This is a genomic window from Enterobacter sp. D2, assembly GCF_034427575.1.
Classification (GTDB): Bacteria; Pseudomonadota; Gammaproteobacteria; order Enterobacterales; family Enterobacteriaceae; genus Enterobacter; species Enterobacter cloacae_M.
The window spans coordinates 2,287,722-2,309,796 of sequence record NZ_JAXQPP010000001.1 but is presented as its reverse complement, the minus strand read 5'-3'; the positions used below and the strand labels follow the sequence as shown (position 1 = coordinate 2,309,796).

The window sequence follows — 22,075 nt, the reverse complement described above, 5'->3', positions numbered from 1 at the left end:
ATGCACGAGAATCAACAACCACAAACCGAGGCTTTTGAGCTGAGTGAAGCAGAACGTGCCGCCATTGAGCACGAGATGCACCACTACGAAGACCCGCGTGCGGCGTCCATTGAAGCGCTGAAAATCGTACAGAAACAGCGTGGTTGGGTGCCGGATGGGGCGATCTATGAGATCGCGAAAGTGCTGGGTATTCCGGCAAGTGACGTAGAGGGCGTAGCCACGTTCTACAGCCAGATCTTCCGTCAGCCGGTAGGCCGCCATGTGATCCGCTACTGTGACAGCGTTGTCTGCCACATCACCGGTTATCAGGGCATTCAGGCTGCGATTGAGAAAAAGCTCAATATCAAGCCGGGCCAGACCACGTTCGATGGACGCTTTACCCTGCTGCCAACCTGCTGCCTGGGTAACTGCGACAAGGGGCCGACCATGATGATTGATGAGGACACTCACAGCCATCTGACGCCGGAAGCGATTCCTGACCTGCTGGAGCAGTACAAATGAAAACTGTAATTCGTACTGCTGAGACGCATCCGCTGACCTGGCGTCTGCGCGATGACAAACAGCCGGTATGGCTCGATGAATACCAGAGCAAAAACGGCTATGCCGGCGCGCGTAAAGCCCTTGGCGGCATGGCGCCGGACGACATCGTTAACGCGGTGAAAGACTCCGGCCTGAAAGGGCGCGGCGGTGCGGGCTTCTCCACCGGTCTGAAGTGGAGTCTGATGCCGAAAGACGAATCCATGAACATCCGTTACCTGCTGTGTAACGCCGATGAAATGGAGCCGGGCACCTATAAAGACCGCCTGCTGATGGAACAACTGCCGCACCTGCTGGTGGAAGGCATGCTGATCTCCGCGTTTGCGCTGAAAGCCTACCGTGGCTACATCTTCCTGCGCGGTGAATACATCGAAGCGGCGGAAAACCTGCGTCGCGCGATTGCCGAAGCCACCGAAGCGGGCCTGCTGGGTAAAAACATTCTGGGTACCGGCTTTGACTTTGAACTGTTCGTGCACACCGGCGCAGGACGTTATATCTGCGGTGAAGAAACCGCGCTGATTAACTCCCTGGAAGGCCGCCGCGCGAACCCGCGTTCCAAGCCACCGTTCCCGGCAAGCTCCGGCGTATGGGGTAAACCGACCTGCGTAAACAACGTTGAAACCCTGTGTAACGTTCCGGCTATCCTCGCCAACGGCGTGGGGTGGTATCAGGGCATCTCCTCAAGCAAAGATGCTGGTACCAAGCTGATGGGCTTCTCTGGTCGCGTTAAAAATCCTGGCGTCTGGGAACTGCCGTTCGGTACCACCGCACGTGAAATTCTTGAGGACTACGCTGGCGGCATGCGCGATGGCCTGAAATTCAAAGCCTGGCAGCCGGGTGGGGCAGGGACAGACTTCCTGACCGAAGCCCACCTTGATCTGCCAATGGAATTCGAAAGCATTGGTAAAGCAGGCAGCCGTCTGGGTACGGCGCTGGCGATGGCCGTCGACCACGAGATCGGCATGGTCTCGCTGGTGCGTAATCTGGAAGAGTTCTTCGCCCGCGAGTCCTGCGGCTGGTGTACACCGTGCCGTGATGGTCTGCCGTGGAGCGTGAAGATCCTGCGTGCAATCGAACGTGGCGAAGGCCAGCCAGGGGATATCGAGACGCTTGAGCAGCTGTGTCGATTCTTAGGCCCGGGTAAAACCTTCTGTGCCCACGCACCGGGTGCCGTCGAACCTCTGCAGAGCGCGATCAAATATTTCCGCGACGAGTTCGAAGCAGGTATCAAGCAGCCGTTCAGTAATACCCATGCGATTAATGGGATTCAGCCGAACCTGCTTAAAGCGCGCTGGTAACGACAAGAATTTTGATTAACGCTCGGTTTCGACCGAGCCAACTGGAAGCATGCTAATGGCTACGATTCATGTAGACGGCAAAGAATACGAAGTCAACGGGGCGGACAACCTGCTGGAAGCTTGTCTGTCTCTTGGCCTCGATATTCCGTACTTTTGCTGGCATCCGGCGCTGGGCAGCGTCGGTGCTTGCCGCCAGTGTGCGGTGAAGCAATATCAAAACGCGGAAGACACGCGTGGTCGCCTGGTGATGTCCTGTATGACGCCAGCCACCGAAGGCACTTTTATTTCGATTGATGACGAAGAAGCCAAACAGTTCCGCGAAAGCGTTGTGGAATGGTTGATGACCAACCACCCGCACGACTGTCCGGTCTGTGAAGAGGGCGGTAACTGCCACCTTCAGGATATGACCGTGATGACCGGCCACAGCTTCCGTCGCTATCGCTTTACCAAGCGTACCCACCGTAACCAGGACCTGGGGCCGTTCATCTCTCACGAAATGAACCGCTGCATCGCCTGCTACCGCTGCGTGCGTTACTACAAAGACTACGCAGACGGTCAGGATCTGGGCGTATATGGCGCGCACGATAACGTCTACTTCGGTCGTCCGGAAGACGGTACGCTGGAAAGCGAATTCTCTGGTAACCTGGTAGAAATCTGCCCGACAGGCGTATTCACGGATAAAACTCACTCCGAGCGTTACAACCGTAAATGGGACATGCAGTTTGCGCCAAGCATCTGCCAGCAGTGTTCCCTCGGCTGTAACACCAGCCCGGGTGAGCGTTACGGCGAGCTGCGTCGTATCGAAAACCGTTACAACGGCACCGTTAACCACTACTTCCTGTGCGACCGCGGTCGTTTCGGCTATGGCTATGTGAACCTGAAAGACCGTCCGCGTCAGCCGGTTCAGCGCCGTGGCGACGACTTCATTACCCTGAACGCTGAGCAGGCGATGCAGGGCGCGGCAGATATTCTGCGTCAGTCGAAGAAAGTGATCGGTATCGGCTCCCCGCGCGCCAGCATCGAAAGCAACTTCGCGCTGCGCGAGCTGGTTGGAGCGGAAAACTTCTATACCGGTATCGCTCAGGGCGAGCAGGAACGTCTGCAGCTGGTACTGAAAGTGCTGCGTGAAGGCGGTATTCATACCCCTGCGCTGCGCGAAATCGAATCTTATGATGCGGTCCTGGTGCTGGGTGAAGACCTGACGCAGACGGGCGCACGCGCGGCTCTGGCGGTTCGTCAGGCGGTGAAGGGTAAAGCACGTGAAATGGCAGCGGCGCAGAAAGTGGCTGACTGGCAGATTGCGGCGATCCTGAACATCGGCCAGCGCGCGAAGCATCCTCTGTTTGTGACCAACGTCGATAACACCCGTCTGGACGATATCGCGGCGTGGACCTACTGCGCGCCGGTTGAAGATCAGGCTCGTCTTGGCTTTGCGATTGCCCACGCGCTGGATAGCAGCTCGCCGGCCGTTGAGCTGGATCGCGACCTGCAGAACAAGGTCGACGTGATTGTTCAGGCCCTGGCGGGTGCGAAAAAACCGCTGATTATTTCCGGTACCAACGCCGGTAGCGCCGAGATCATTCAGGCGGCAGCCAACGTTGCCAAAGCCCTGAAAGGCCGCGGTGCGGACGTCGGTGTGACCATGATTGCCCGTGCGGTGAACAGCATTGGTCTGGGCATGATCGGCGGCGGCTCGCTGGAAGAAGCGTTAAGCGAACTGGAATCCGGTGCCGCTGACGCCGTTGTGGTGCTCGAAAACGACCTGCATCGCCACGCCTCTGCCGCTCGCGTTGACGCCGCGCTCTCCAAAGCGCCGCTGGTGATGGTCATTGACCATCAGCGCACGGCGATTATGGATAAAGCGCACCTGGTGCTCTCTGCGGCAAGCTTCGCAGAAAGCGACGGTACCGTTATCAACAACGAAGGCCGCGCGCAGCGTTTCTTCCAGGTTTACGACCCGGCGTACTACGACAGCAACACCGTGATGCTGGAAAGCTGGCGCTGGCTGCACTCCCTGCACAGCACCGTGCAGAGCCGTGAAGTGGACTGGACGCAGCTCGACCACGTTATCGACGCGGTAGTGGAAAAACTGCCTCAGCTGGCAGGCATTAAAGATGCCGCACCTGAAGCAAGCTTCCGCATTCGCGGCCAGAAACTGGCGCGTGAACCGCACCGCTACAGCGGCCGTACCGCGATGCGCGCCAACATCAGCGTGCACGAACCGCGCCAGCCGCAGGATAAAGACACCATGTTCGCCTTCTCCATGGAAGGGAACAACCAGCCGTCTGCGCCGCGTTCGCAAATCCCGTTCGCATGGGCGCCAGGCTGGAACTCCCCGCAGGCATGGAACAAGTTCCAGGCTGAAGTGGGTGGCTCCCTGCGCCACGGCGATCCGGGCGTGCGTCTGATTGAAGCTTCCGAAACCGGTCTGGACTTCTTCACCACCGTGCCGGCGAGCTTCCAGGCGCAGGACGGTAGCTGGCGTATCGCGCCGTACTACCATCTGTTCGGTAGCGACGAGCTGTCCCAGCGTTCACCTGTCTTCCAGACTCGTATGCCGCAGCCGTACATCAAGCTCAACCCGGCGGATGCCGCGAAGCTTGGCGTTAACGCGGGCGCAAACATTGCCTTTAGCTATGACGGCCAGACAATCAGCCTGCCGCTGATTATCTCCGAAGGTCTGACAGCAGGGCAGGTGGGTCTGCCGATGGGTATGCCTGGCATCGCGCCGGTTCTGGCGGGTGCGCGTCTTGATAATCTGCAGGAGGCAAAAGCATGAGTTGGTTAACGCCGGATCTTATCGACATCCTGCTGAGCATTCTGAAAGCGATTGTTATTCTGCTGGTGGTGGTCACCTGCGGCGCGTTCATGAGCTTTGGTGAACGTCGTCTGCTCGGTCTGTTCCAGAACCGTTACGGACCGAACCGCGTGGGCTGGGGTGGTTCACTCCAGCTGGTCGCGGACATGATCAAGATGTTCTTTAAAGAGGACTGGATCCCGCGCTTCTCTGACCGCGTGATCTTTACTCTGGCACCGATGATCGCCTTCACCTCGCTGCTGTTGGCGTTTGCTATCGTTCCGGTCAGCCCGACCTGGGTGGTCGCTGATCTGAACATCGGCATTCTGTTCTTCCTGATGATGGCAGGCCTCGCGGTTTACGCGGTGCTGTTCGCAGGCTGGTCCAGTAACAACAAATACTCGCTGCTGGGTGCGATGCGTGCTTCCGCGCAGACGCTGAGCTACGAAGTGTTCCTGGGACTTTCCCTGATGGGCGTGGTGGCGCAGGCCGGTTCATTCAACATGACCGACATCGTCAACAACCAGGCCGACATCTGGAACGTTATCCCGCAGTTCTTTGGGTTTATTACCTTTGCTATCGCGGGCGTGGCGGTGTGTCACCGTCACCCGTTTGACCAGCCAGAAGCCGAACAGGAACTGGCGGACGGTTACCACATCGAATATTCCGGTATGAAATTCGGTCTGTTCTTCGTGGGCGAGTACATCGGTATCGTCACCATTTCCGCGTTGATGGTAACGCTGTTCTTCGGTGGCTGGCATGGCCCGTTCTTACCGCCGTTCATCTGGTTCGCGCTGAAAACCGCGTTCTTCATGATGATGTTCATTTTGATTCGCGCAGCGTTACCGCGTCCGCGTTACGACCAGGTAATGTCCTTCGGCTGGAAAGTGTGCCTGCCGCTGACGCTCGTCAACTTGTTGGTAACGGCCGCTGTCATTCTCTGGCAGCAGCCATAAGGGGCTATAGACCATGACCTTAAAAGAATTACTGGTAGGCTTCGGTACCCAGGTACGCAGTATCTGGATGATCGGCCTGCACGCGTTTGCCAAACGCGAAACCCGGATGTACCCGGAAGAGCCGGTATATCTGCCGCCGCGCTACCGTGGCCGTATCGTGCTGACGCGCGACCCGGACGGTTCCGAGCGCTGCGTTGCCTGTAACCTGTGTGCGGTAGCGTGTCCGGTAGGCTGTATCTCTCTGCAGAAAGCAGAGACGGTAGACGGCCGCTGGTACCCTGAGTTCTTCCGCATCAACTTCTCACGCTGCATCTTCTGCGGTCTGTGTGAAGAAGCGTGCCCAACCACGGCGATTCAGCTGACTCCAGACTTCGAGCTGGGTGAGTACAAGCGTCAGGACCTGGTGTATGAGAAAGAGGATCTGCTGATTTCCGGTCCGGGCAAATACCCGGAATATAACTTCTACCGGATGGCGGGTATGGCAATCGACGGCAAAGATAAGGGCGAAGCAGAGAACGAAGCTAAGCCTATCGACGTCAAGAGCCTGTTACCGTAAGGAGAGGGCAATGGAATTCGCTTTTTATATCTGTGGCCTTATCGCCATCCTGGCTACGCTGCGAGTGATTACGCACACCAATCCGGTGCATGCGCTGCTGTACTTAATCATTTCGCTGCTGGCCATTTCCGGGGTGTTCTTCGCACTGGGCGCGCACTTCGCCGGTGCGCTGGAAATCATCGTCTACGCCGGGGCCATCATGGTGCTGTTCGTGTTCGTGGTGATGATGCTGAACCTGGGCGGCTCTGAAATTGAGCAGGAACGTCAGTGGTTAAAACCGCAGGTGTGGATTGGTCCGGCAATTTTGTCGGCCATCATGCTGGCGGTGATTGTTTACGCCATTCTGGGCGTCAACGATCAGGGCATCGACGGCACGCCGATCGGCGCTAAAGAGGTCGGTATTACCCTCTTTGGCCCATACGTTCTGGCGGTTGAACTGGCCTCAATGCTGCTGCTGGCAGGTCTGGTTGTTGCTTTCCACGTTGGCCGCGAAGAGCGTGCTGGTGAGGTGCTGAGCAACCGCACTGACGACCGCGCGAAAAGAAAAACGGAGGAGCGCGCATGATCCCCTTAACACATGGACTGATCCTCGCTGCGATTTTATTCGTTCTGGGTTTGACCGGTCTGGTTATCCGCCGCAATCTGCTGTTTATGCTGATCGGTCTGGAAATCATGATTAACGCCTCCGCGCTGGCCTTCGTGGTCGCCGGAAGCTACTGGGGCCAGACCGATGGTCAGGTGATGTACATTCTCGCCATCAGCCTCGCGGCTGCCGAAGCGAGTATTGGCCTGGCGCTGTTGCTGCAGCTCCATCGTCGCCGCCAGAATCTGAACATCGATTCAGTAAGTGAGTTGCGTGGATGAACATGCTTGCCTTAACCATTATTTTTCCGCTGATTGGCTTCGTGCTGCTGGCGTTTTCTCGCGGCCGCTGGTCTGAGAATCTGTCTGCGACCGTCGGCATGGGCTCTGTTGGCCTGGCCGCGCTGGTGACGGCGTATGCGGGTATCGACTTCTTTAACAACGGGCGTCAGCCTTTCAGCGTACCGCTGTGGACCTGGATGTCGGTCGGTGATTTCAACATCGGCTTCAACCTGGTGCTGGACGGCCTCTCGCTGACCATGCTCTCCGTGGTCACCGGCGTTGGCTTCCTGATCCACATGTTCGCCTCCTGGTATATGCGCGGTGAAGAGGGTTACTCCCGCTTCTTCGCCTACACCAACCTGTTTATCGCCAGCATGGTGGTTCTGGTGCTGGCCGATAACCTGCTGCTGATGTATCTGGGCTGGGAAGGCGTAGGTCTGTGTTCTTACCTGCTGATCGGTTTCTACTACACCGATCCGAAGAATGGCGCAGCGGCCATGAAGGCGTTCGTCGTGACCCGCGTGGGTGACGTCTTCCTCGCTTTCGCGCTGTTCATTCTTTACAACGAACTGGGCACGCTGAACTTCCGCGAAATGGTGGAACTGGCGCCGGCGCACTTCGCTGCAGGCAACAACATGCTGTGGTGGGCAACGCTGATGCTGCTTGGTGGCGCCGTGGGTAAATCCGCGCAGCTGCCGTTGCAGACATGGCTGGCCGACGCGATGGCGGGTCCAACCCCTGTCTCCGCGCTGATCCACGCCGCGACCATGGTAACCGCCGGTGTCTACCTGATTGCGCGTACCCATGGCCTGTTCCTGATGACCCCGGAAATTCTGCATCTGGTGGGTATCGTCGGTGCGGTCACGCTGGTGCTGGCAGGCTTTGCCGCGCTGGTGCAGACCGACATCAAACGCGTTCTCGCGTATTCCACCATGAGCCAGATCGGTTACATGTTCCTGGCGCTGGGCGTTCAGGCATGGGACGCAGCCATTTTCCACCTGATGACACACGCGTTCTTTAAAGCGCTGTTGTTCCTGTCATCTGGTTCCGTGATCCTGGCCTGCCACCACGAGCAGAACATCTTCAAGATGGGCGGACTGCGTAAGTCCATTCCACTGGTTTATGTCTGCTTCCTGGTAGGCGGCGCGGCGCTGGCGGCACTGCCGCTGATCACCGCGGGCTTCTTCAGTAAGGACGAAATCCTTGCGGGTGCCATGGCGAATGGTCATATCAATCTGATGGTTGCGGGTCTGGTCGGTGCGTTCATGACCTCCCTGTATACCTTCCGTATGATTTTCATCGTATTCCACGGTAAAGAACAAATTCACGCTCACGCAGGGAAGGGGATTACCCACCACCTGCCGCTGATTGTGCTGCTGGTACTGTCCACCTTCGTTGGCGCGATGATTGTGCCACCGCTGCAGGGCGTACTGCCAGACACCACCGAGCTTGAGCACGGTCGCGTTCTGACGCTTGAAATCACCTCCGGTGTGGTCGCTATCGCGGGCATCCTGATCGCTGCATGGCTGTGGCTGGGCAAACGTACGCTGGTGACTGCCGTTGCCAACAGTGCGCCGGGCCGTCTGCTGGGCACCTGGTGGTACAACGCGTGGGGCTTCGACTGGCTGTACGACATGATCTTCGTTAAGCCGTTCCTGGGCATTGCGTGGCTGCTGAAGCGCGACCCACTGAACAGCCTGATGAATATCCCGGCGATCCTTTCCCGCTTTGCAGGTAAAGGCCTGCTGTACAGCGAGAACGGTTACCTGCGCTGGTATGTGGCGTCCATGAGCATCGGTGCGGTTGTCGTGCTGGCGCTGCTGATGGTGTTGCGTTGATCGTTAAGTGAATTTTATTCGAATTCGTTGAAAATCAGGCCCCTGCTGGGGGCCTTAAAAAGGAATGTAAATCGCCATGTTACTACCCTGGCTAATATTAATTCCCTTCATCGGCGGCTTCCTGTGCTGGCAGACTGAACGCTTTGGCGTGAAGATGCCGCGCTGGATCGCGCTGATCACCATGGGATTGACGCTCGCGCTTGGCCTGCAACTGTGGTTGCAGGGCGGTTACTCACTGACCCAGTCTGCGGGCATTCCGCAGTGGCAGTCTGAGTTCATCCTGCCGTGGATCCCGCGTTTCGGCATTACGATCCACCTGGCGATTGACGGTCTGTCGCTACTGATGGTGGTGCTGACCGGTCTGCTCGGCGTTCTGGCGGTACTTTGCTCCTGGCGAGAAATCGAAAAATACCAGGGCTTCTTCCACCTGAACCTGATGTGGATCCTGGGCGGCGTGATCGGCGTGTTCCTTGCCATCGACATGTTCCTGTTCTTCTTCTTCTGGGAGATGATGCTGGTGCCGATGTACTTCCTGATCGCGCTGTGGGGCCACAAGGCGTCCGACGGTAAAACGCGTATCACGGCGGCAACCAAGTTCTTCATCTATACCCAGGCGAGTGGTCTGGTGATGCTGATTGCTATTCTGGCGCTGGTGTTTGTTCACCACAACGCGACCGGTACCTGGACCTTCAACTACGAAGATCTGCTGAAGACGCCAATGTCCCACGGCGTTGAATACCTGCTGATGCTGGGCTTCTTCATCGCGTTCGCGGTGAAAATGCCGGTCGTTCCGCTGCACGGCTGGCTGCCAGACGCGCACTCTCAGGCACCAACGGCGGGTTCCGTTGACCTGGCGGGCATCTTGCTGAAAACGGCCGCCTATGGTCTGCTGCGTTTCGCACTGCCGCTGTTCCCGAATGCCTCCGCAGAGTTCGCACCGATTGCCATGTGGCTGGGTGTGATCGGTATCTTCTACGGTGCCTGGATGGCCTTCACGCAGTACGACATCAAGCGTCTGATTGCCTACACCTCCGTTTCCCACATGGGCTTCGTGCTGATTGCTATCTACACCGGCAGCCAGCTGGCGTACCAGGGCGCGGTGATCCAGATGATTGCGCACGGTCTGTCCGCAGCCGGCCTCTTCATCCTGTGCGGTCAGCTGTACGAGCGTCTGCATACCCGCGACATGCGCATGATGGGCGGCCTGTGGAGCAAAATTAAATGGCTGCCAGCGCTGTCCATGTTCTTCGCGGTGGCTACCCTGGGGATGCCGGGTACCGGTAACTTCGTCGGCGAATTTATGATTCTGTTCGGCAGCTTCAAAGTGGTACCGGTGATTACCGTGATCTCCACCTTTGGTCTGGTGTTCGCTTCCGTGTACTCGCTGGCGATGCTGCACCGCGCCTACTTCGGTAAAGCGAAGAGCGAAATTGCTGCACAAGAACTGCCGGGGATGTCGCTGCGTGAGCTGTTCATCATCTTGCTGCTGGTCGTACTGCTGGTGCTGCTGGGCTTCTTCCCGCAGCCGATTCTGGATACCTCGCATAGCGCGATGGGCAACATCCAGCAGTGGTTTGTTAATTCTGCTTCTACTACAAGGCCGTAATTCGCCATGACAATAACTCCACAACAACTGATCGCGCTGCTACCGCTGCTGATCGTCGGATTGACGGTGGTGGTTGTGATGCTCTCCATTGCGTGGCGACGCAATCACTTCCTGAATGCCACGCTGTCGGTCATCGGCCTGAACGCCGCGTTAGTCTCTCTCTGGTTTGTTGGCCAGGGTGGGGCGATGGACGTCACCCCGCTGATGCGCGTTGACGGTTACGCCATGCTGTATACCGGTCTGGTGCTGCTGGCGAGCCTGGCAACCTGTACCTTTGCGTACCCGTGGCTCGAAGGCTACAACGACAACAAAGAAGAGTTTTACCTGCTGGTTCTGATTGCCGCGCTGGGCGGCATTCTGCTGGCGAATGCGAACCACCTGGCCGCGCTGTTCCTCGGTATTGAGCTGATCTCTCTGCCGCTGTTCGGCCTGATTGGTTACGCCTTCCGTCAGAAGCGCTCCCTGGAAGCAAGCATCAAGTACACCATTCTGTCTGCTGCTGCGTCCTCGTTCCTGCTGTTTGGTATTGCGCTGCTGTACGCACAGTCCGGTAACCTCTCCTTTATGGCGCTCGGCAAGAGCCTCGGTGACGGCATGCTGCATGAGCCGCTGCTGCTGGCAGGTCTGGGCATGATGATTGTTGGCCTCGGCTTCAAACTCTCTCTGGTGCCGTTCCACCTGTGGACGCCAGACGTATACCAGGGCGCCCCGGCTCCGGTGTCGACCTTCCTGGCGACGGCGAGCAAGATCGCTATCTTCGGTGTGGTCATGCGTCTGTTCCTGTACGCGCCTGTGGGTGACAGCGAAGCGGTTCGCGTGGTGCTGGGCATTATCGCGTTCGTCTCCATCATCTTCGGTAACCTGATGGCGCTGAGCCAGACCAACATCAAGCGTCTGCTGGGCTACTCGTCTATCTCTCATCTGGGCTACCTGATGGTGGCGCTGATTGCGCTGCAGAGCGGCGAGATGTCGATGGAAACCGTAGGCGTGTATCTGGCCGGTTACCTGTTCAGCAGTCTCGGCGCCTTCGGCGTGGTGAGCCTGATGTCCAGCCCGTACCGTGGCCCGGATGCCGATTCACTGTTCTCCTACCGTGGTCTGTTCTGGCACCGTCCGATCCTGTCCGCGGTAATGACCGTGATGATGCTCTCTCTGGCAGGTATCCCGATGACGCTTGGCTTCATCGGTAAGTTCTACGTGCTGGCCGTCGGTGTGCAGGCGCACCTGTGGTGGCTGACCGCGGGCGTGGTTATCGGCTCCGCGATTGGTCTCTACTACTACCTGCGCGTGGCCGTGAGCCTGTACCTGAGTGCGCCTCAGCAGCTCAACCGTGATGCCCCAACCAACTGGCAGTACAGCGCCGGTGGTATCGTCGTGCTTATCTCCGCACTGCTGGTGCTGATCTTCGGTATCTATCCGCAGCCGCTGATTGATATCGTGCAGCGAGCGATGCCGCTGATGTAAAAACAAAAAACCCGCCTCGGCGGGTTTTTTTATGGTTTTCCCCCTCTCCCAGTAGGAGAGGGCCGGGGTGAGGGCACCAGCCCGCACCATGCTTAAGCCAGCTGCTTGCGGCTAATCAACGGCCCGTCAATCTTCTTCATCGAGCGGTCCAGCACTTCCTCAATCACCGACGACAGCTCGTTCAGCTCAAACTTCGCCACGTACCCGTCGGCCTTCACCTTGCGAATATGGTCTTCGTTGGCGTTGCCGGAAAGGGAAGAGTGGATCACTACCGGAATGTCCTTCAATACCGGGTCGGTTTTGATTTTGCGCGTGAGCGTAAAACCGTCCATCTCAGGCATTTCGAGGTCGGTCAGCACCAGAGCGATCTTATCGGTGATGGGAACTCCTTCAGCCTGCGCCTGTGCGGCCAGCACGCCAATTTTCTCCCACGCGTCTTTGCCGGTGATATGCAGCTGCGCGGGAATCTCCATCGCCTGCAGACCTTTCTCCAGCATCGAGCGCGCCACCTTGGAATCTTCTGCAACGATAGCGACAGCGCCTGGCTTGATATGGAATTTGGTGGTCTTTAGATTCGTGGCGTGCAGATCGTGATTGGCCGGGGTGATGTCATACAGGATCTGCTCAACGTCCAGCACCATCGCCAGATCGTTGGTATCGGTCTTCTCGTCAAGACACGCAATGCTGGTGATGTAGCGACCGCTGACGGCGGTTTCCGCCGCATGCACCTGCTTCCAGTCCAGACGCATGATGTTCTCAACCGATTCCACGGCAAACGCCTGCACGCTGCGCGCATATTCGGTGATCAGCAGGATGTTCAGCCCGGTAGTGGGCTTACAGCCCGCCACGGCGGCCAGGTCAATCACCGGGATCACCTGATCGCGAATATTCACCATTCCCATCAGCGGCGATTTCATCCCGGCGGGTTTCGTGAACTCCGGCATCGGCACAATTTCACGCAGCTTAAAGACGTTAATGCCAAACAGCTCAGATTTATTTTCGTTCAGAGAGGTGCCAAGACGGAACAGCAACAGTTCAAAACGGTTCGACAGGGTCAGATTCGCCCTGTCATCAATATCTTTCTGGAAATTATCCATTCTACCCTCGAGAGAAATGCTGACCTTTTAATCGTTATCGGCATCCTGAAGGAAAAATGAAGGACTAAACGCTAACCTGAGCGAAATCTTCGGCCAGCTCACATTCCGGGAACAGCGCGCGGCACTCTGCCAGCAGCTTTTCGCAGCCCCGCGCGTCGTAGCGCGAGCTGACATGAGTGACGATGAGCCGCCCGACGCCCGCGTCACGGGCAAGCTGTGCCGCCTGTCGCGTGGAGCTATGGCCCCGGCCGTTGGCCTTCTCTTCCATCGCCGTTTCAAGCGTCGCTTCATGCACCATCACGTCCACGCCCTGAGCCAGCGTGAGCGCTGCCGGGCATGGGGCCGTATCGCCAAAAATCGCCAGCTTTTTGCCGGGCTGCGGTGCGGCGAGATAATCCTGGCCGTTAATGACGCGTCCGTCCTCCAGCGTGACGGTCTCTCCGTGCTTAAGACGCTGGAACAGCGGCCCGGGTTTTACGCCGTCGGCCATCAGCGCGGCGGCATCCAGCGCGCCGGGTTTATCATGCGCATCAATACGGTAGCCATAGCACTCCACAGGATGATTGAGCGGTTGAGCAGTAACCCGATAATCCTCGTCATCGAATACCAGCCCTTCGGCAATCTCAACGACCTCCAGCGGATAATCGGTCCATGACCCGCTCAGGCGTAGCGTAGTTTCAACAAATTCACGAATACCCGCTGGCCCGTAAATCGTCAGCGGGTTGGCGTTACCGGCCATCGAGCGGCTGCACAGAAGGCCGGGAAGACCAAACAGGTGGTCGCCATGCAGATGGGTGATAAAAATTTTATCCAGCTTGCCGGGGTGGTAAGCGGTGTGTAACAGCTGATGCTGCGTCCCTTCACCACAGTCAAACAGCCACAGCCCGCCGCGGGTGGGATGCTTAAGATCCAGCAGGATCGCCGTCACGTTTCGTGAGCGGGTTGGCACGCCAGCGGACGTACCCAGAAAAATCAGTTCCATAACGCAATCAGACCTTTGCCGAACGGGGAGGGGTTTAGTATAACGTGATGAACCCCAGGAAGGAGACTGACATGATCCAGTGGCAAGATTTACATCATAGCGAACTCACCGTTCATTCACTTTATGCCCTGCTGAAGCTGCGCTGTGAAGTGTTTGTTGTAGAACAGACCTGCCCGTATCAGGACATCGACGGCGATGACCTCGTTGGTGAGAACCGCCATATCCTCGGCTGGCGGGATAACGAGCTGGTGGCGTATGCGAGGATTCTGAAAAGCGAAGACGATTTTGAGCCTGTCGTCATTGGCCGCGTCATCATCAGCGGCAAGGCGCGCGGTGAAAAGCTGGGCTATCAGCTGATGGAAAAAACGCTGGAGGCGTGCCGGAAACAGTGGCCGGACAAGGCGTTATACCTGGGCGCGCAGGCGCACCTGCAGTCCTTCTACGGCCATTTTGGTTTTACGCCGGTAACGGAGGTATACGATGAAGATGGTATTCCGCATATCGGCATGGCGCGGGAAACGAAGCAGGCGTAATGGCGAGTCGTTGGCTATAGTTAGCGGACTGGTGTACTAACATGGAGAAAAATATGTCATTTCAATCCTGGGATACCCGTATCGACGACGACCTGGCCTTGCTGAGCGAAACGCTGGAAGAGGTGTTACGTTCCTCTGGTGACCCTGCCGATCAGAAATATATTGAGCTAAAAGCCCGCGCCGAGCAGGCGCTGCATGAAGTGAAAAACCGCGTCAGCCATGCCTCAGATACTTACTACTACCGTGCCAAAAAAGCGGTGTATCGTGCCGATGATTACGTGCATGAAAAACCGTGGCAGGGTATTGGGGTGGGTGCTGCCGTGGGGCTGGTGCTGGGGCTGCTGTTAGCCCGTCGTTAAGCCGCTTAACCACTCCCTATACGTGGGTACTGCTATTTATGGCCAGTACCCCGTATAATACGAGGTTTTAACAGGGAGAGGTTCGCGTGAATTCGATTTTCCTCGCGCTGGAGCAACTGCGTACCCAGCTTTCGCAAGCGTTACCCGCAGCACCCGGCATACGTCATTTCGACGTCTCTTTCCCGTTAAACGACGCCTTCGATCCCCTCGCCTGGCTGGGCGAGCAGCAGTGTTATCCGCAGTTTTACTGGCAGCAGCGTAACGGCGATGAAGAGCTGGCCGCGCTGGGGGCGGTCACCCAATTTTCCTCTCTGGCATTAGCCTCGCAGTTTTTGCGCGCGCAAAACGCGGCAGGTGATACCCGCATCTGCGGCCTGAACGCCTTTAATCCCGAACAGGGCAGCCTCTTTTTACCGCGACTGCTCTGGCGACGCACCGCCGGCAACGCCACGCTGCGCCTGCAGCTGTGGAGCGACCGCTCGCTTGTCGAGGATGCCCGCGTCGCGCAGGATTTTTTACAGCAGCTCCGTCCTGCGAGATCTATCCGTCCGCTCTCCGTGCAGGTTGAGCACGAAACCCATCAGCCGCAGCAGGCCGAATGGCTGAAGCTTATACGCAGGGCGACGGAGACCATCGCGCGCGGTGATTTTGAAAAAGTGGTGCTCGCCAGGGCAACCGATCTGCAGTTTACGCAGCGCGTTAACCCTGTCGCGCTAATGGCCGCCAGCCGCGCCCTCAATTTACATTGCTATCATTTCTGCATGGTATTCGACGCCCGCAACGCGTTTCTCGGCTCTACACCCGAGCGTCTCTGGCGGCGGCGCGGCAAGCTGCTGCGCACGGAAGCGCTCGCGGGAACCGTCGCCAGCCATAGCGATGATAGCCAGGCGCAGCGTCTCGGCGAGTGGCTGCTGAATGATGATAAAAACCAGCGCGAAAATATGCTGGTGGTGGAAGATATCTGCCAACGTCTTCAGCACTCTACGCAGACGCTTGAGGTACTGCCCCCCCAGGTGGTACGCCTGCGTAAGGTGCAGCATTTGCGCCGCTGTATCTGGACCGAGCTGAAACAGGCCGACGACGAGCAGTGTCTGCTCATGTTGCAGCCGACCGCGGCCGTTGCCGGATTACCCCGACAGCCCGCGCGCGAGTTTATCCAGAAGGTTGAACCCTTTAACCGCGAGTGGTACGCCGGTTCGGCCGGGTACTTATCCCCCGAACAGAGTGAGTTCTGCGTGGCGCTGCGCTCCGCGCGCGTTCAGGAGGACTCACTGCGGCTCTACGCCGGCGCCGGTATTGTCAGCGGATCTGACCCGGAGCAGGAGTGGCAGGAGATCGAAAACAAAGCCGCCGGATTGCGCTCTCTGCTCCTAAGGGATTAATACAGATTCGCGCAATCCCGATTCATATCAAAATTCCAATTTTTTCTATTATTTATACTGTGTCGCATTCTTGATACCGGACAATCTCATGTCAGTAAGTTCTTTTAACCGACGCTGGGCGGCGGTGATCCTTGAAGCCCTGACGCGCCATGGCGTCAGGCACGTGTGTATTGCACCGGGTTCTCGCTCAACGCCGCTGACGCTGGCGGCCGCTGAAAACCGGGCGTTGATTCACCACACCCACTTTGATGAACGCGGTCTCGGGCATCTTGCGCTGGGTCTGGCGAAAGTCAGCAAAGAACCTGTGGCGGTGATCGTCACCTCCGGTACCGCCGTGGCGAACCTCTATCCGGCCCTGATTGAAGCCGGGTTAACCGGTGAAAAGCTGATCTTACTGACGGCCGATCGTCCCCCTGAGCTTATCGACTGCGGTGCCAATCAGGCCATTCGCCAGCCGGGGCTCTTTTCTTCGCATCCTTCGCAGACGATTTCGTTACCGCGTCCCACCCAGGATATTCCGGCAAGCTGGCTGGTCTCCACCGTCGATCACGCCATGGAGACGTTGCGCAGCGGGGCGTTGCATATCAACTGCCCGTTTGCCGAGCCGCTGTACGGCGAGCTGGACGACACGGGTCTTGACTGGCAGCAGTCCCTCGGCGACTGGTGGCAGAGTGAAAAACCGTGGCTGCGCGAGCAGATGCATCTTGAGAGCGCGAAACAGCGCGACTGGTTCTTCTGGCGGCAGAAGCGCGGCGTGGTGATTGCCGGGCGCATGAGCGCCGCTGAAGGCAAACTGGTTGCCGAATGGGCGCAAACCCTTGGCTGGCCGCTGATTGGCGACGTGCTTTCGCAGACCGGTCAGCCGCTGCCGTGCGCCGATCTCTGGCTGGGTAACGCGAAAGCGGTCACCGAGCTTGCGCAGGCGCAGATTGTGGTCCAGCTTGGATCGAGTTTAACCGGCAAACGGTTACTGCAGTGGCAGGCCACCTGCACGCCGGAAGAGTACTGGCTGGTGGATTCGCTGGAAGGACGGCTTGACCCGGCGCACCACCGCGGCCGTCGTCTGGTCAGCAGCATCGACGCCTGGCTGACGCTTCATCCGGCTGAAAAACGCAAGCCCTGGGCGGTGGCTATACCGGACCTTTCGCGCCAGGCGTGGGAACTGACCAAAGCGCATTGTGAAGCGTTTAGCGAAGCCGGGCTGGCGCACCGCATTCGTCAGTACCTGCCTGAACAGGGGCAGCTGTTTGTCGGCAACAGCCTGGTCGTGCGGCTGATTGACGCTTTCTCGAAGTTGCCCGCGGGCTACCCGGTGTACAGCAACCGCGGCGCCAGCGGCATCGACGGGCTGATCTCGACGGCGGCGGGCGTGCAGCGCGCCAGCGCGAAATCGACGCTGGCGATCGTGGGCGATCTCTCCGCGCTCTACGATCTCAACGCGCTGGCGCTGCTGCGTCAGGCGTCAGCCCCGTTTGTGCTGATTGTGGTCAACAACAACGGCGGGCAGATTTTCTCCCTGTTGCCAACGCCCCAGAGCGAGCGCGAGCGCTTCTATCTGATGCCGCAGAACGTGCAGTTCGAACACGCCGCGGCGATGTTTAGCCTGAAATACCATCGCCCGGAAAGCTGGGAACAGCTGGACGCGGCGTTAAGCAGCGCCTGGAAACAGCCGGGCGCGACGCTGATTGAGCTGGTGGTGAACGAGGCTGACGGTGCGCAGGCCCTGCAAAGCCTGCTGGCGCAGGTGAGCCAGCTGTGATCCTCTCGGGCGTGCAGCAGGCCGGTAAGACAGGCTATCCCTGGCTGGTCTTTTTGCACGGTTTTTCTGGAGATTGCCGCGAGTGGCAGAGGGTCGGTGAAGGGCTCGACGATTATCCCCGGCTCTATCTAGATCTGCCGGGTCACGGTGGATCCCGGAATCTGGGCGTGACGGGGTTTGACGAGATGAGCACGTTGCTCACTCAAACTCTGCTTAGTTACAACATACTTAAATTCTGGCTCATCGGGTACTCCCTCGGCGGCCGCATTGCGATGTTCCATGCCTGCCAGCAGCCGAAGGGGCTGTTCGGGGTGATTGTTGAAGGTGGGCATCCGGGCCTGCAGGCGGCCGATGCGCGACAGGCGCGGCTGGAATCCGACCGCCGCTGGGCAACGCGTTTCCGCAGCGAACCGCTCGATAAGGTGTTCGCTGACTGGTATCAACAGCCCTTGTTCGCCTCCCTCACGGCCGCACAGCGCGAGGCGCTGATTACCCTGCGCAGCCAGAACAACGGCGCGACGCTGGCGATGATGCTCGAGGCGACCTCGCTGGCCGTGCAGCCAGATTTGCGTGCCGCGCTTAGCGCACGTGATTTCACTTTTGATTATCTCTATGGCGAACGCGATGAGAAGTTCGCGGCCCTTGCCGCGGAAGTGAACGCCGTTCGCCATGTCATTCCCAACGCTGGACACAACGCCCACCGGGAAAACCCCGATGCGGTTATCGCGCGTCTGGCTCAGATAATGCGTTATCGAATAAAGGACACTCTATGATCTACCCTGATGAAAACATGCTTTACGCCCCGGTTGAATGGCAGGACTGCTCCGAAGGCTACACCGACATTCGTTACCACAAATCCACCGACGGCATTGCCAAAATCACCATCAATCGTCCGCAGGTGCGTAACGCCTTCCGTCCGCTGACCGTGAAAGAGATGATTCAGGCCCTGGCGGATGCGCGCTATGACGACAACATCGGCGTGATTGTCCTGACCGGCGAAGGCGATAAAGCGTTCTGCTCCGGCGGCGATCAGAAAGTGCGCGGCGACTACGGCGGATACCAGGACGATGCGGGTACCCACCACCTGAACGTCCTCGATTTCCAGCGCCAGATCCGCACCTGTCCAAAACCGGTGGTGGCGATGGTGGCGGGCTACTCCATCGGCGGCGGCCACGTGCTGCACATGATGTGCGATCTGACCATCGCCGCCGAGAACGCCATCTTCGGCCAGACCGGCCCGAAAGTGGGCTCCTTCGATGGCGGCTGGGGTGCCTCCTATATGGCGCGCATCGTCGGGCAGAAAAAAGCCCGCGAAATTTGGTTCCTTTGCCGTCAGTACAACGCCCAGGAAGCGCTGGATATGGGCCTGGTGAATACCGTGGTGCCGATTGCCGATCTCGAAAAAGAGACCGTGCGCTGGTGCCGTGAAATGCTGCAAAACAGCCCAATGGCGCTGCGCTGCCTGAAAGCGGCACTCAATGCCGACTGCGACGGACAGGCGGGTCTGCAGGAGCTGGCGGGTAACGCCACCATGCTGTTCTACATGACCGAAGAGGGTCAGGAAGGGCGCAACGCGTTTAACGAAAAACGCCAGCCGGACTTCAGCAAATACAAACGGAATCCGTAATGCGTCGCGCGCAGGTTTACCGCTGGCAGATACCGATGGACGCGGGCGTGGTGCTGCGTGAACGGCGGTTAAAAACCCGTGATGGCTTCTTCGTGCATCTGCAGCAGGGCGAGCGGGAAGGCTGGGGCGAGATTTCACCGCTGCCGGGCTTTAGCCAGGAGTCGCTGGATGACGCTCAGACGGCCTTGCTGGCGTGGGCGGACGCGTGGCGCGAGGGGGCGGATCCGGCGCTGCCGGACGTGCCTTCCGCGGCTTTTGGTATCAGCTGCGCGCTGGCGGAGCTGGACGACAGCCTGCCGGAAGAGGCTAACTACCGCGCGGCACCGCTCTGTACGGGCGATCCTGACGAGCTGTTCGCGCTGCTCTCCGCCATGCCGGGCGAGAAAGTGGCGAAAATTAAAGTCGGTCTCTACGAAGCGGTGCGCGACGGCATGGTCGCTAACCTGCTGCTGGAGGCGATCCCCGACCTTCATCTGCGTCTGGATGCTAACCGCGCCTGGACGCCGCTTAAGGCGCAGCAGTTTGCAAAGTACGTCAACCCGGCGTACCGCAGCCGCATTGCTTTCCTGGAAGAGCCATGCAAAACCCGCGATGACTCGCGCGCGTTTGCCCGCGAAACGGGGATTGCCATCGCCTGGGATGAAAGCCTGCGTGAGGACGATTTTGAATTTATCGCCGAGCCCGGCGTCAGCGCGGTGGTGATTAAGCCGACGCTGACCGGCAGCCTGGCGAAGGTGCGCGAGCAGGTCGCGGCGGCGCACGCCTCGGGGCTGACGGCGGTCATCAGCTCGTCGATTGAGTCCAGCCTTGGGCTGACCCAGCTGGCGCGCATTGCCGCCTGGCTAACGCCGGATACGATCCCCGGCCTCGACACGCTGAACCTGATGCAGGCCCAGCTTATCCGCACGTGGCCGGACAGCGCGCTGCCGTGCCTCGACGTCACGGCGCTGGAGCCGTTGTTATGAGTTTTACCGACTGGCCGTGGCGGCACTGGCGCGCGCAGTTTGCTGATAAACCGGCCCTGAGGCTGAACGACGAGGTGCTCAGCTGGCAACAGCTGTGCGTGCGCATCGACCGCCTTGCGGCAGGCTTTCACCGGCAGGGCGTGGAGGAGGGCAACGGCGTTCTGCTGCTGGCCCATAACCACCCGCAAACCCTGCTTGCGTGGCTGGCCCTGCTCCAGTGCGGGGCGCGTATTCTTCCCGTTAATCCGCAGCTGCCTCGCCCGCTGCTGGACGTGTTGCTCCCGCAGATGACGCTGCGCTTTGCGCTGGTGCTGGACGGTACCTTTGACGGTCTTCCTGCCCTGAGCATGCGCGAGCGCGCGGGGGAATATCGCGTTGCGTGGCAGCCGGCGCGGCTGGCGTCGATGACGCTAACCTCCGGCTCCACCGGGCTGCCGAAAGCGGCGGTGCATACCTGCGACGCCCATCTCGCCAGCGCGCGCGGCGTGCTGGCGCTGATGCCCTACGGCGAAGACGACGACTGGCTGCTTTCGCTGCCGCTGTTTCACGTTTCCGGTCAGGGGATTTTATGGCGCTGGCTGCAGGCCGGCGCGCGGTTAACCGTGCGCGAGAAACAGCCGCTGGCGCAGGCTTTGCGCGACTGTACCCACGCCTCGCTGGTGCCGACCCAGCTCTGGCGTCTGCTTAATACCCGTCAGCCTGTCACACTGAAAGCGGTGCTGCTGGGCGGTGCCGCCATCCCTGTGGAGTTGACGCAGCAGGCGCGCGAGCAGGGAATTCGCACCTTCTGCGGCTACGGCCTGACCGAGTTTGCCTCTACCGTCTGCGCAAAAGCGGCGGACGGCGAGCCGGACGTAGGCTATGCGCTGCCGGGCAGAGAGGTGCAGGTAGTTAACGGTGAGGTCTGGATCCGGGCAGAGAGTATGGCCTCAGGCTACTGGCGGGACGGCGAATTGGTTCCGCTGACCAACGCGCAGGGATGGTTCGCCACCCGCGATCGCGGTGAATGGCATGACGGCCGCCTGACGATCCTCGGCCGCATGGATAACCTCTTTTTTAGCGGCGGAGAAGGGATCCAGCCGGAGAGCCTTGAGCGTGTTATCGCCCGCCATCCGCAGATTAACCAGGTGTTTATCGTCCCGCTGGACGATGCCGAGTTTGGACAGCGTCCGGTGGCGGTGGTGGAGTGCGAGCCGGGAACGGATATCAGCTGTTTACCTGACTGGGTCAGGGATAAGGTGGCGCGTTTTGAGCAACCCGTCCGCTGGCTGCTGTTGCCGACCGAACTCAAAAATGGCGGGATTAAAGTCTCGCGCCGCGCGTTGCAGCAGTGGGTGAACGCCTCGCTGAAGGGATAATAGCCGTTTCAAATAATTACAATCTACTGACCTGCCGCACGCAGAGTGCTTGATCCCCGGGAGACTCCGGTTAAAATCTCGCGGTTTTGGGACTTCT

The 22,075-nt window shown here is 58.9% G+C and carries 20 protein-coding genes; 18 read left to right on the top strand and 2 right to left on the bottom strand.

Annotated elements, in window-relative coordinates; genetic code table 11:
* The 10 genes from nuoE to nuoN all read left to right on the top strand — a co-directional run bounded on the left by nuoE (window position 1) and on the right by nuoN (window position 11,916).
* The gene (nuoE, locus tag SPG90_RS10975; RefSeq protein WP_006176513.1) at window positions 1-501 is read left to right on the top strand and encodes an NADH-quinone oxidoreductase subunit NuoE; all 501 of its coding nucleotides are present in this window, start codon (window positions 1-3) and stop codon (window positions 499-501) included.
* The gene (gene nuoF / locus SPG90_RS10970) at window positions 498-1,835 is read left to right on the top strand and encodes an NADH-quinone oxidoreductase subunit NuoF (protein WP_126303489.1); all 1,338 of its coding nucleotides are present in this window, start codon (window positions 498-500) and stop codon (window positions 1,833-1,835) included. Before nuoE ends, nuoF begins: the two co-directional genes overlap by 4 nt.
* Before the next feature lie 55 nt (window positions 1,836-1,890).
* Window positions 1,891-4,614 carry an NADH-quinone oxidoreductase subunit NuoG gene (gene nuoG, locus SPG90_RS10965; RefSeq protein WP_023312535.1) on the top strand — a complete coding sequence of 908 codons (2,724 nt, stop codon included), beginning with the start codon at window positions 1,891-1,893 and terminating at the stop codon, window positions 4,612-4,614.
* A complete protein-coding gene (gene nuoH, locus SPG90_RS10960; protein ID WP_008500211.1) occupies window positions 4,611-5,588 on the top strand; it encodes an NADH-quinone oxidoreductase subunit NuoH in 978 nt (325 codons plus the stop codon). The genes nuoG and nuoH overlap by 4 nt, the downstream gene beginning before the upstream one ends.
* A 13-nt stretch (window positions 5,589-5,601) precedes the next feature.
* Window positions 5,602-6,144 (top strand): NADH-quinone oxidoreductase subunit NuoI, encoded by a 543-nt coding sequence (gene nuoI, locus SPG90_RS10955; RefSeq protein WP_003861491.1) that lies wholly within the window; start codon window positions 5,602-5,604, stop codon window positions 6,142-6,144.
* A 10-nt stretch (window positions 6,145-6,154) separates the two neighbouring features.
* Window positions 6,155-6,709 carry an NADH-quinone oxidoreductase subunit J gene (nuoJ, locus tag SPG90_RS10950; RefSeq protein ID WP_023312534.1) on the top strand — a complete coding sequence of 185 codons (555 nt, stop codon included), beginning with the start codon at window positions 6,155-6,157 and terminating at the stop codon, window positions 6,707-6,709.
* Entirely contained in the window at window positions 6,706-7,008 is a 303-nt protein-coding gene (gene nuoK, locus SPG90_RS10945; RefSeq protein ID WP_003861496.1) for an NADH-quinone oxidoreductase subunit NuoK, read from the top strand. Before nuoJ ends, nuoK begins: the two co-directional genes overlap by 4 nt.
* Window positions 7,005-8,846 (top strand): NADH-quinone oxidoreductase subunit L, encoded by a 1,842-nt coding sequence (nuoL, locus tag SPG90_RS10940; protein ID WP_023325763.1) that lies wholly within the window; start codon window positions 7,005-7,007, stop codon window positions 8,844-8,846. The genes nuoK and nuoL overlap by 4 nt, the downstream gene beginning before the upstream one ends.
* Window positions 8,847-8,922: 76 nt before the next feature.
* Window positions 8,923-10,452, top strand: coding sequence for an NADH-quinone oxidoreductase subunit M (gene nuoM, locus SPG90_RS10935; RefSeq protein ID WP_023312532.1), 1,530 nt, complete (start codon window positions 8,923-8,925; stop codon window positions 10,450-10,452).
* 6 nt (window positions 10,453-10,458) lie between these two features.
* A complete protein-coding gene (gene nuoN, locus SPG90_RS10930; RefSeq protein WP_023312531.1) occupies window positions 10,459-11,916 on the top strand; it encodes an NADH-quinone oxidoreductase subunit NuoN in 1,458 nt (485 codons plus the stop codon).
* A gap of 92 nt (window positions 11,917-12,008) precedes the next feature.
* Here nuoN and SPG90_RS10925 read toward each other — a convergent pair whose 3' ends face one another.
* Window positions 12,009-13,013, bottom strand: coding sequence for a chemotaxis protein (locus tag SPG90_RS10925; RefSeq protein ID WP_023312530.1), 1,005 nt, complete (start codon window positions 13,011-13,013; stop codon window positions 12,009-12,011).
* Between the two features lie 64 nt (window positions 13,014-13,077).
* Window positions 13,078-13,995 carry a ribonuclease BN gene (gene rbn / locus SPG90_RS10920; protein WP_023312529.1) on the bottom strand — a complete coding sequence of 306 codons (918 nt, stop codon included), beginning with the start codon at window positions 13,993-13,995 and terminating at the stop codon, window positions 13,078-13,080.
* Between the two features lie 71 nt (window positions 13,996-14,066).
* Here rbn and SPG90_RS10915 point away from each other — a divergent pair, with 71 nt between their 5' ends.
* From SPG90_RS10915 to menE, 8 genes are all read left to right on the top strand, one after another.
* Window positions 14,067-14,528 (top strand): GNAT family N-acetyltransferase, encoded by a 462-nt coding sequence (locus SPG90_RS10915; protein ID WP_045354297.1) that lies wholly within the window; start codon window positions 14,067-14,069, stop codon window positions 14,526-14,528.
* A 53-nt stretch (window positions 14,529-14,581) separates the two neighbouring features.
* Complete coding sequence (gene elaB, locus SPG90_RS10910; RefSeq protein ID WP_008500219.1) at window positions 14,582-14,887, top strand: stress response protein ElaB; 306 nt, start codon at window positions 14,582-14,584, stop codon at window positions 14,885-14,887.
* A gap of 86 nt (window positions 14,888-14,973) precedes the next feature.
* A complete protein-coding gene (gene menF, locus SPG90_RS10905) occupies window positions 14,974-16,269 on the top strand; it encodes an isochorismate synthase MenF (RefSeq protein WP_126303488.1) in 1,296 nt (431 codons plus the stop codon).
* 88 nt (window positions 16,270-16,357) lie between these two features.
* Window positions 16,358-18,028 (top strand): 2-succinyl-5-enolpyruvyl-6-hydroxy-3-cyclohexene-1-carboxylic-acid synthase, encoded by a 1,671-nt coding sequence (menD, locus tag SPG90_RS10900; protein WP_126303487.1) that lies wholly within the window; start codon window positions 16,358-16,360, stop codon window positions 18,026-18,028.
* Window positions 18,025-18,801, top strand: a complete 777-nt coding sequence (menH, locus tag SPG90_RS10895; RefSeq protein WP_126303486.1) for a 2-succinyl-6-hydroxy-2,4-cyclohexadiene-1-carboxylate synthase — start codon at window positions 18,025-18,027, stop codon at window positions 18,799-18,801. The genes menD and menH overlap by 4 nt, the downstream gene beginning before the upstream one ends.
* Window positions 18,798-19,655, top strand: a complete 858-nt coding sequence (menB, locus tag SPG90_RS10890) for a 1,4-dihydroxy-2-naphthoyl-CoA synthase (RefSeq protein WP_023312524.1) — start codon at window positions 18,798-18,800, stop codon at window positions 19,653-19,655. Before menH ends, menB begins: the two co-directional genes overlap by 4 nt.
* The gene (gene menC, locus SPG90_RS10885; RefSeq protein ID WP_047174155.1) at window positions 19,655-20,620 is read left to right on the top strand and encodes an o-succinylbenzoate synthase; all 966 of its coding nucleotides are present in this window, start codon (window positions 19,655-19,657) and stop codon (window positions 20,618-20,620) included. Before menB ends, menC begins: the two co-directional genes overlap by 1 nt.
* Window positions 20,617-21,978: an o-succinylbenzoate--CoA ligase gene (gene menE, locus SPG90_RS10880; protein ID WP_126303485.1), complete on the top strand. Its 1,362-nt coding sequence runs from the start codon at window positions 20,617-20,619 to the stop codon at window positions 21,976-21,978. Before menC ends, menE begins: the two co-directional genes overlap by 4 nt.
* Window positions 21,979-22,075: the final 97 nt, after the last annotated feature.

Coding starts and splice junctions, on each gene's coding strand:
- nuoE (WP_006176513.1), top strand. CDS start 1: ATGCACGAGAATCAACAACCACAAACCGAGGCTTTTGAGCTGAGTGAA.
- nuoF (WP_126303489.1), top strand. CDS start 498: ATGAAAACTGTAATTCGTACTGCTGAGACGCATCCGCTGACCTGGCGT.
- nuoG (WP_023312535.1), top strand. CDS start 1,891: ATGGCTACGATTCATGTAGACGGCAAAGAATACGAAGTCAACGGGGCG.
- nuoH (WP_008500211.1), top strand. CDS start 4,611: ATGAGTTGGTTAACGCCGGATCTTATCGACATCCTGCTGAGCATTCTG.
- nuoI (WP_003861491.1), top strand. CDS start 5,602: ATGACCTTAAAAGAATTACTGGTAGGCTTCGGTACCCAGGTACGCAGT.
- nuoJ (WP_023312534.1), top strand. CDS start 6,155: ATGGAATTCGCTTTTTATATCTGTGGCCTTATCGCCATCCTGGCTACG.
- nuoK (WP_003861496.1), top strand. CDS start 6,706: ATGATCCCCTTAACACATGGACTGATCCTCGCTGCGATTTTATTCGTT.
- nuoL (WP_023325763.1), top strand. CDS start 7,005: ATGAACATGCTTGCCTTAACCATTATTTTTCCGCTGATTGGCTTCGTG.
- nuoM (WP_023312532.1), top strand. CDS start 8,923: ATGTTACTACCCTGGCTAATATTAATTCCCTTCATCGGCGGCTTCCTG.
- nuoN (WP_023312531.1), top strand. CDS start 10,459: ATGACAATAACTCCACAACAACTGATCGCGCTGCTACCGCTGCTGATC.
- SPG90_RS10925 (WP_023312530.1), bottom strand. CDS start 13,013: ATGGATAATTTCCAGAAAGATATTGATGACAGGGCGAATCTGACCCTG.
- rbn (WP_023312529.1), bottom strand. CDS start 13,995: ATGGAACTGATTTTTCTGGGTACGTCCGCTGGCGTGCCAACCCGCTCA.
- SPG90_RS10915 (WP_045354297.1), top strand. CDS start 14,067: ATGATCCAGTGGCAAGATTTACATCATAGCGAACTCACCGTTCATTCA.
- elaB (WP_008500219.1), top strand. CDS start 14,582: ATGTCATTTCAATCCTGGGATACCCGTATCGACGACGACCTGGCCTTG.
- menD (WP_126303487.1), top strand. CDS start 16,358: ATGTCAGTAAGTTCTTTTAACCGACGCTGGGCGGCGGTGATCCTTGAA.
- menB (WP_023312524.1), top strand. CDS start 18,798: ATGATCTACCCTGATGAAAACATGCTTTACGCCCCGGTTGAATGGCAG.
- menC (WP_047174155.1), top strand. CDS start 19,655: ATGCGTCGCGCGCAGGTTTACCGCTGGCAGATACCGATGGACGCGGGC.
- menE (WP_126303485.1), top strand. CDS start 20,617: ATGAGTTTTACCGACTGGCCGTGGCGGCACTGGCGCGCGCAGTTTGCT.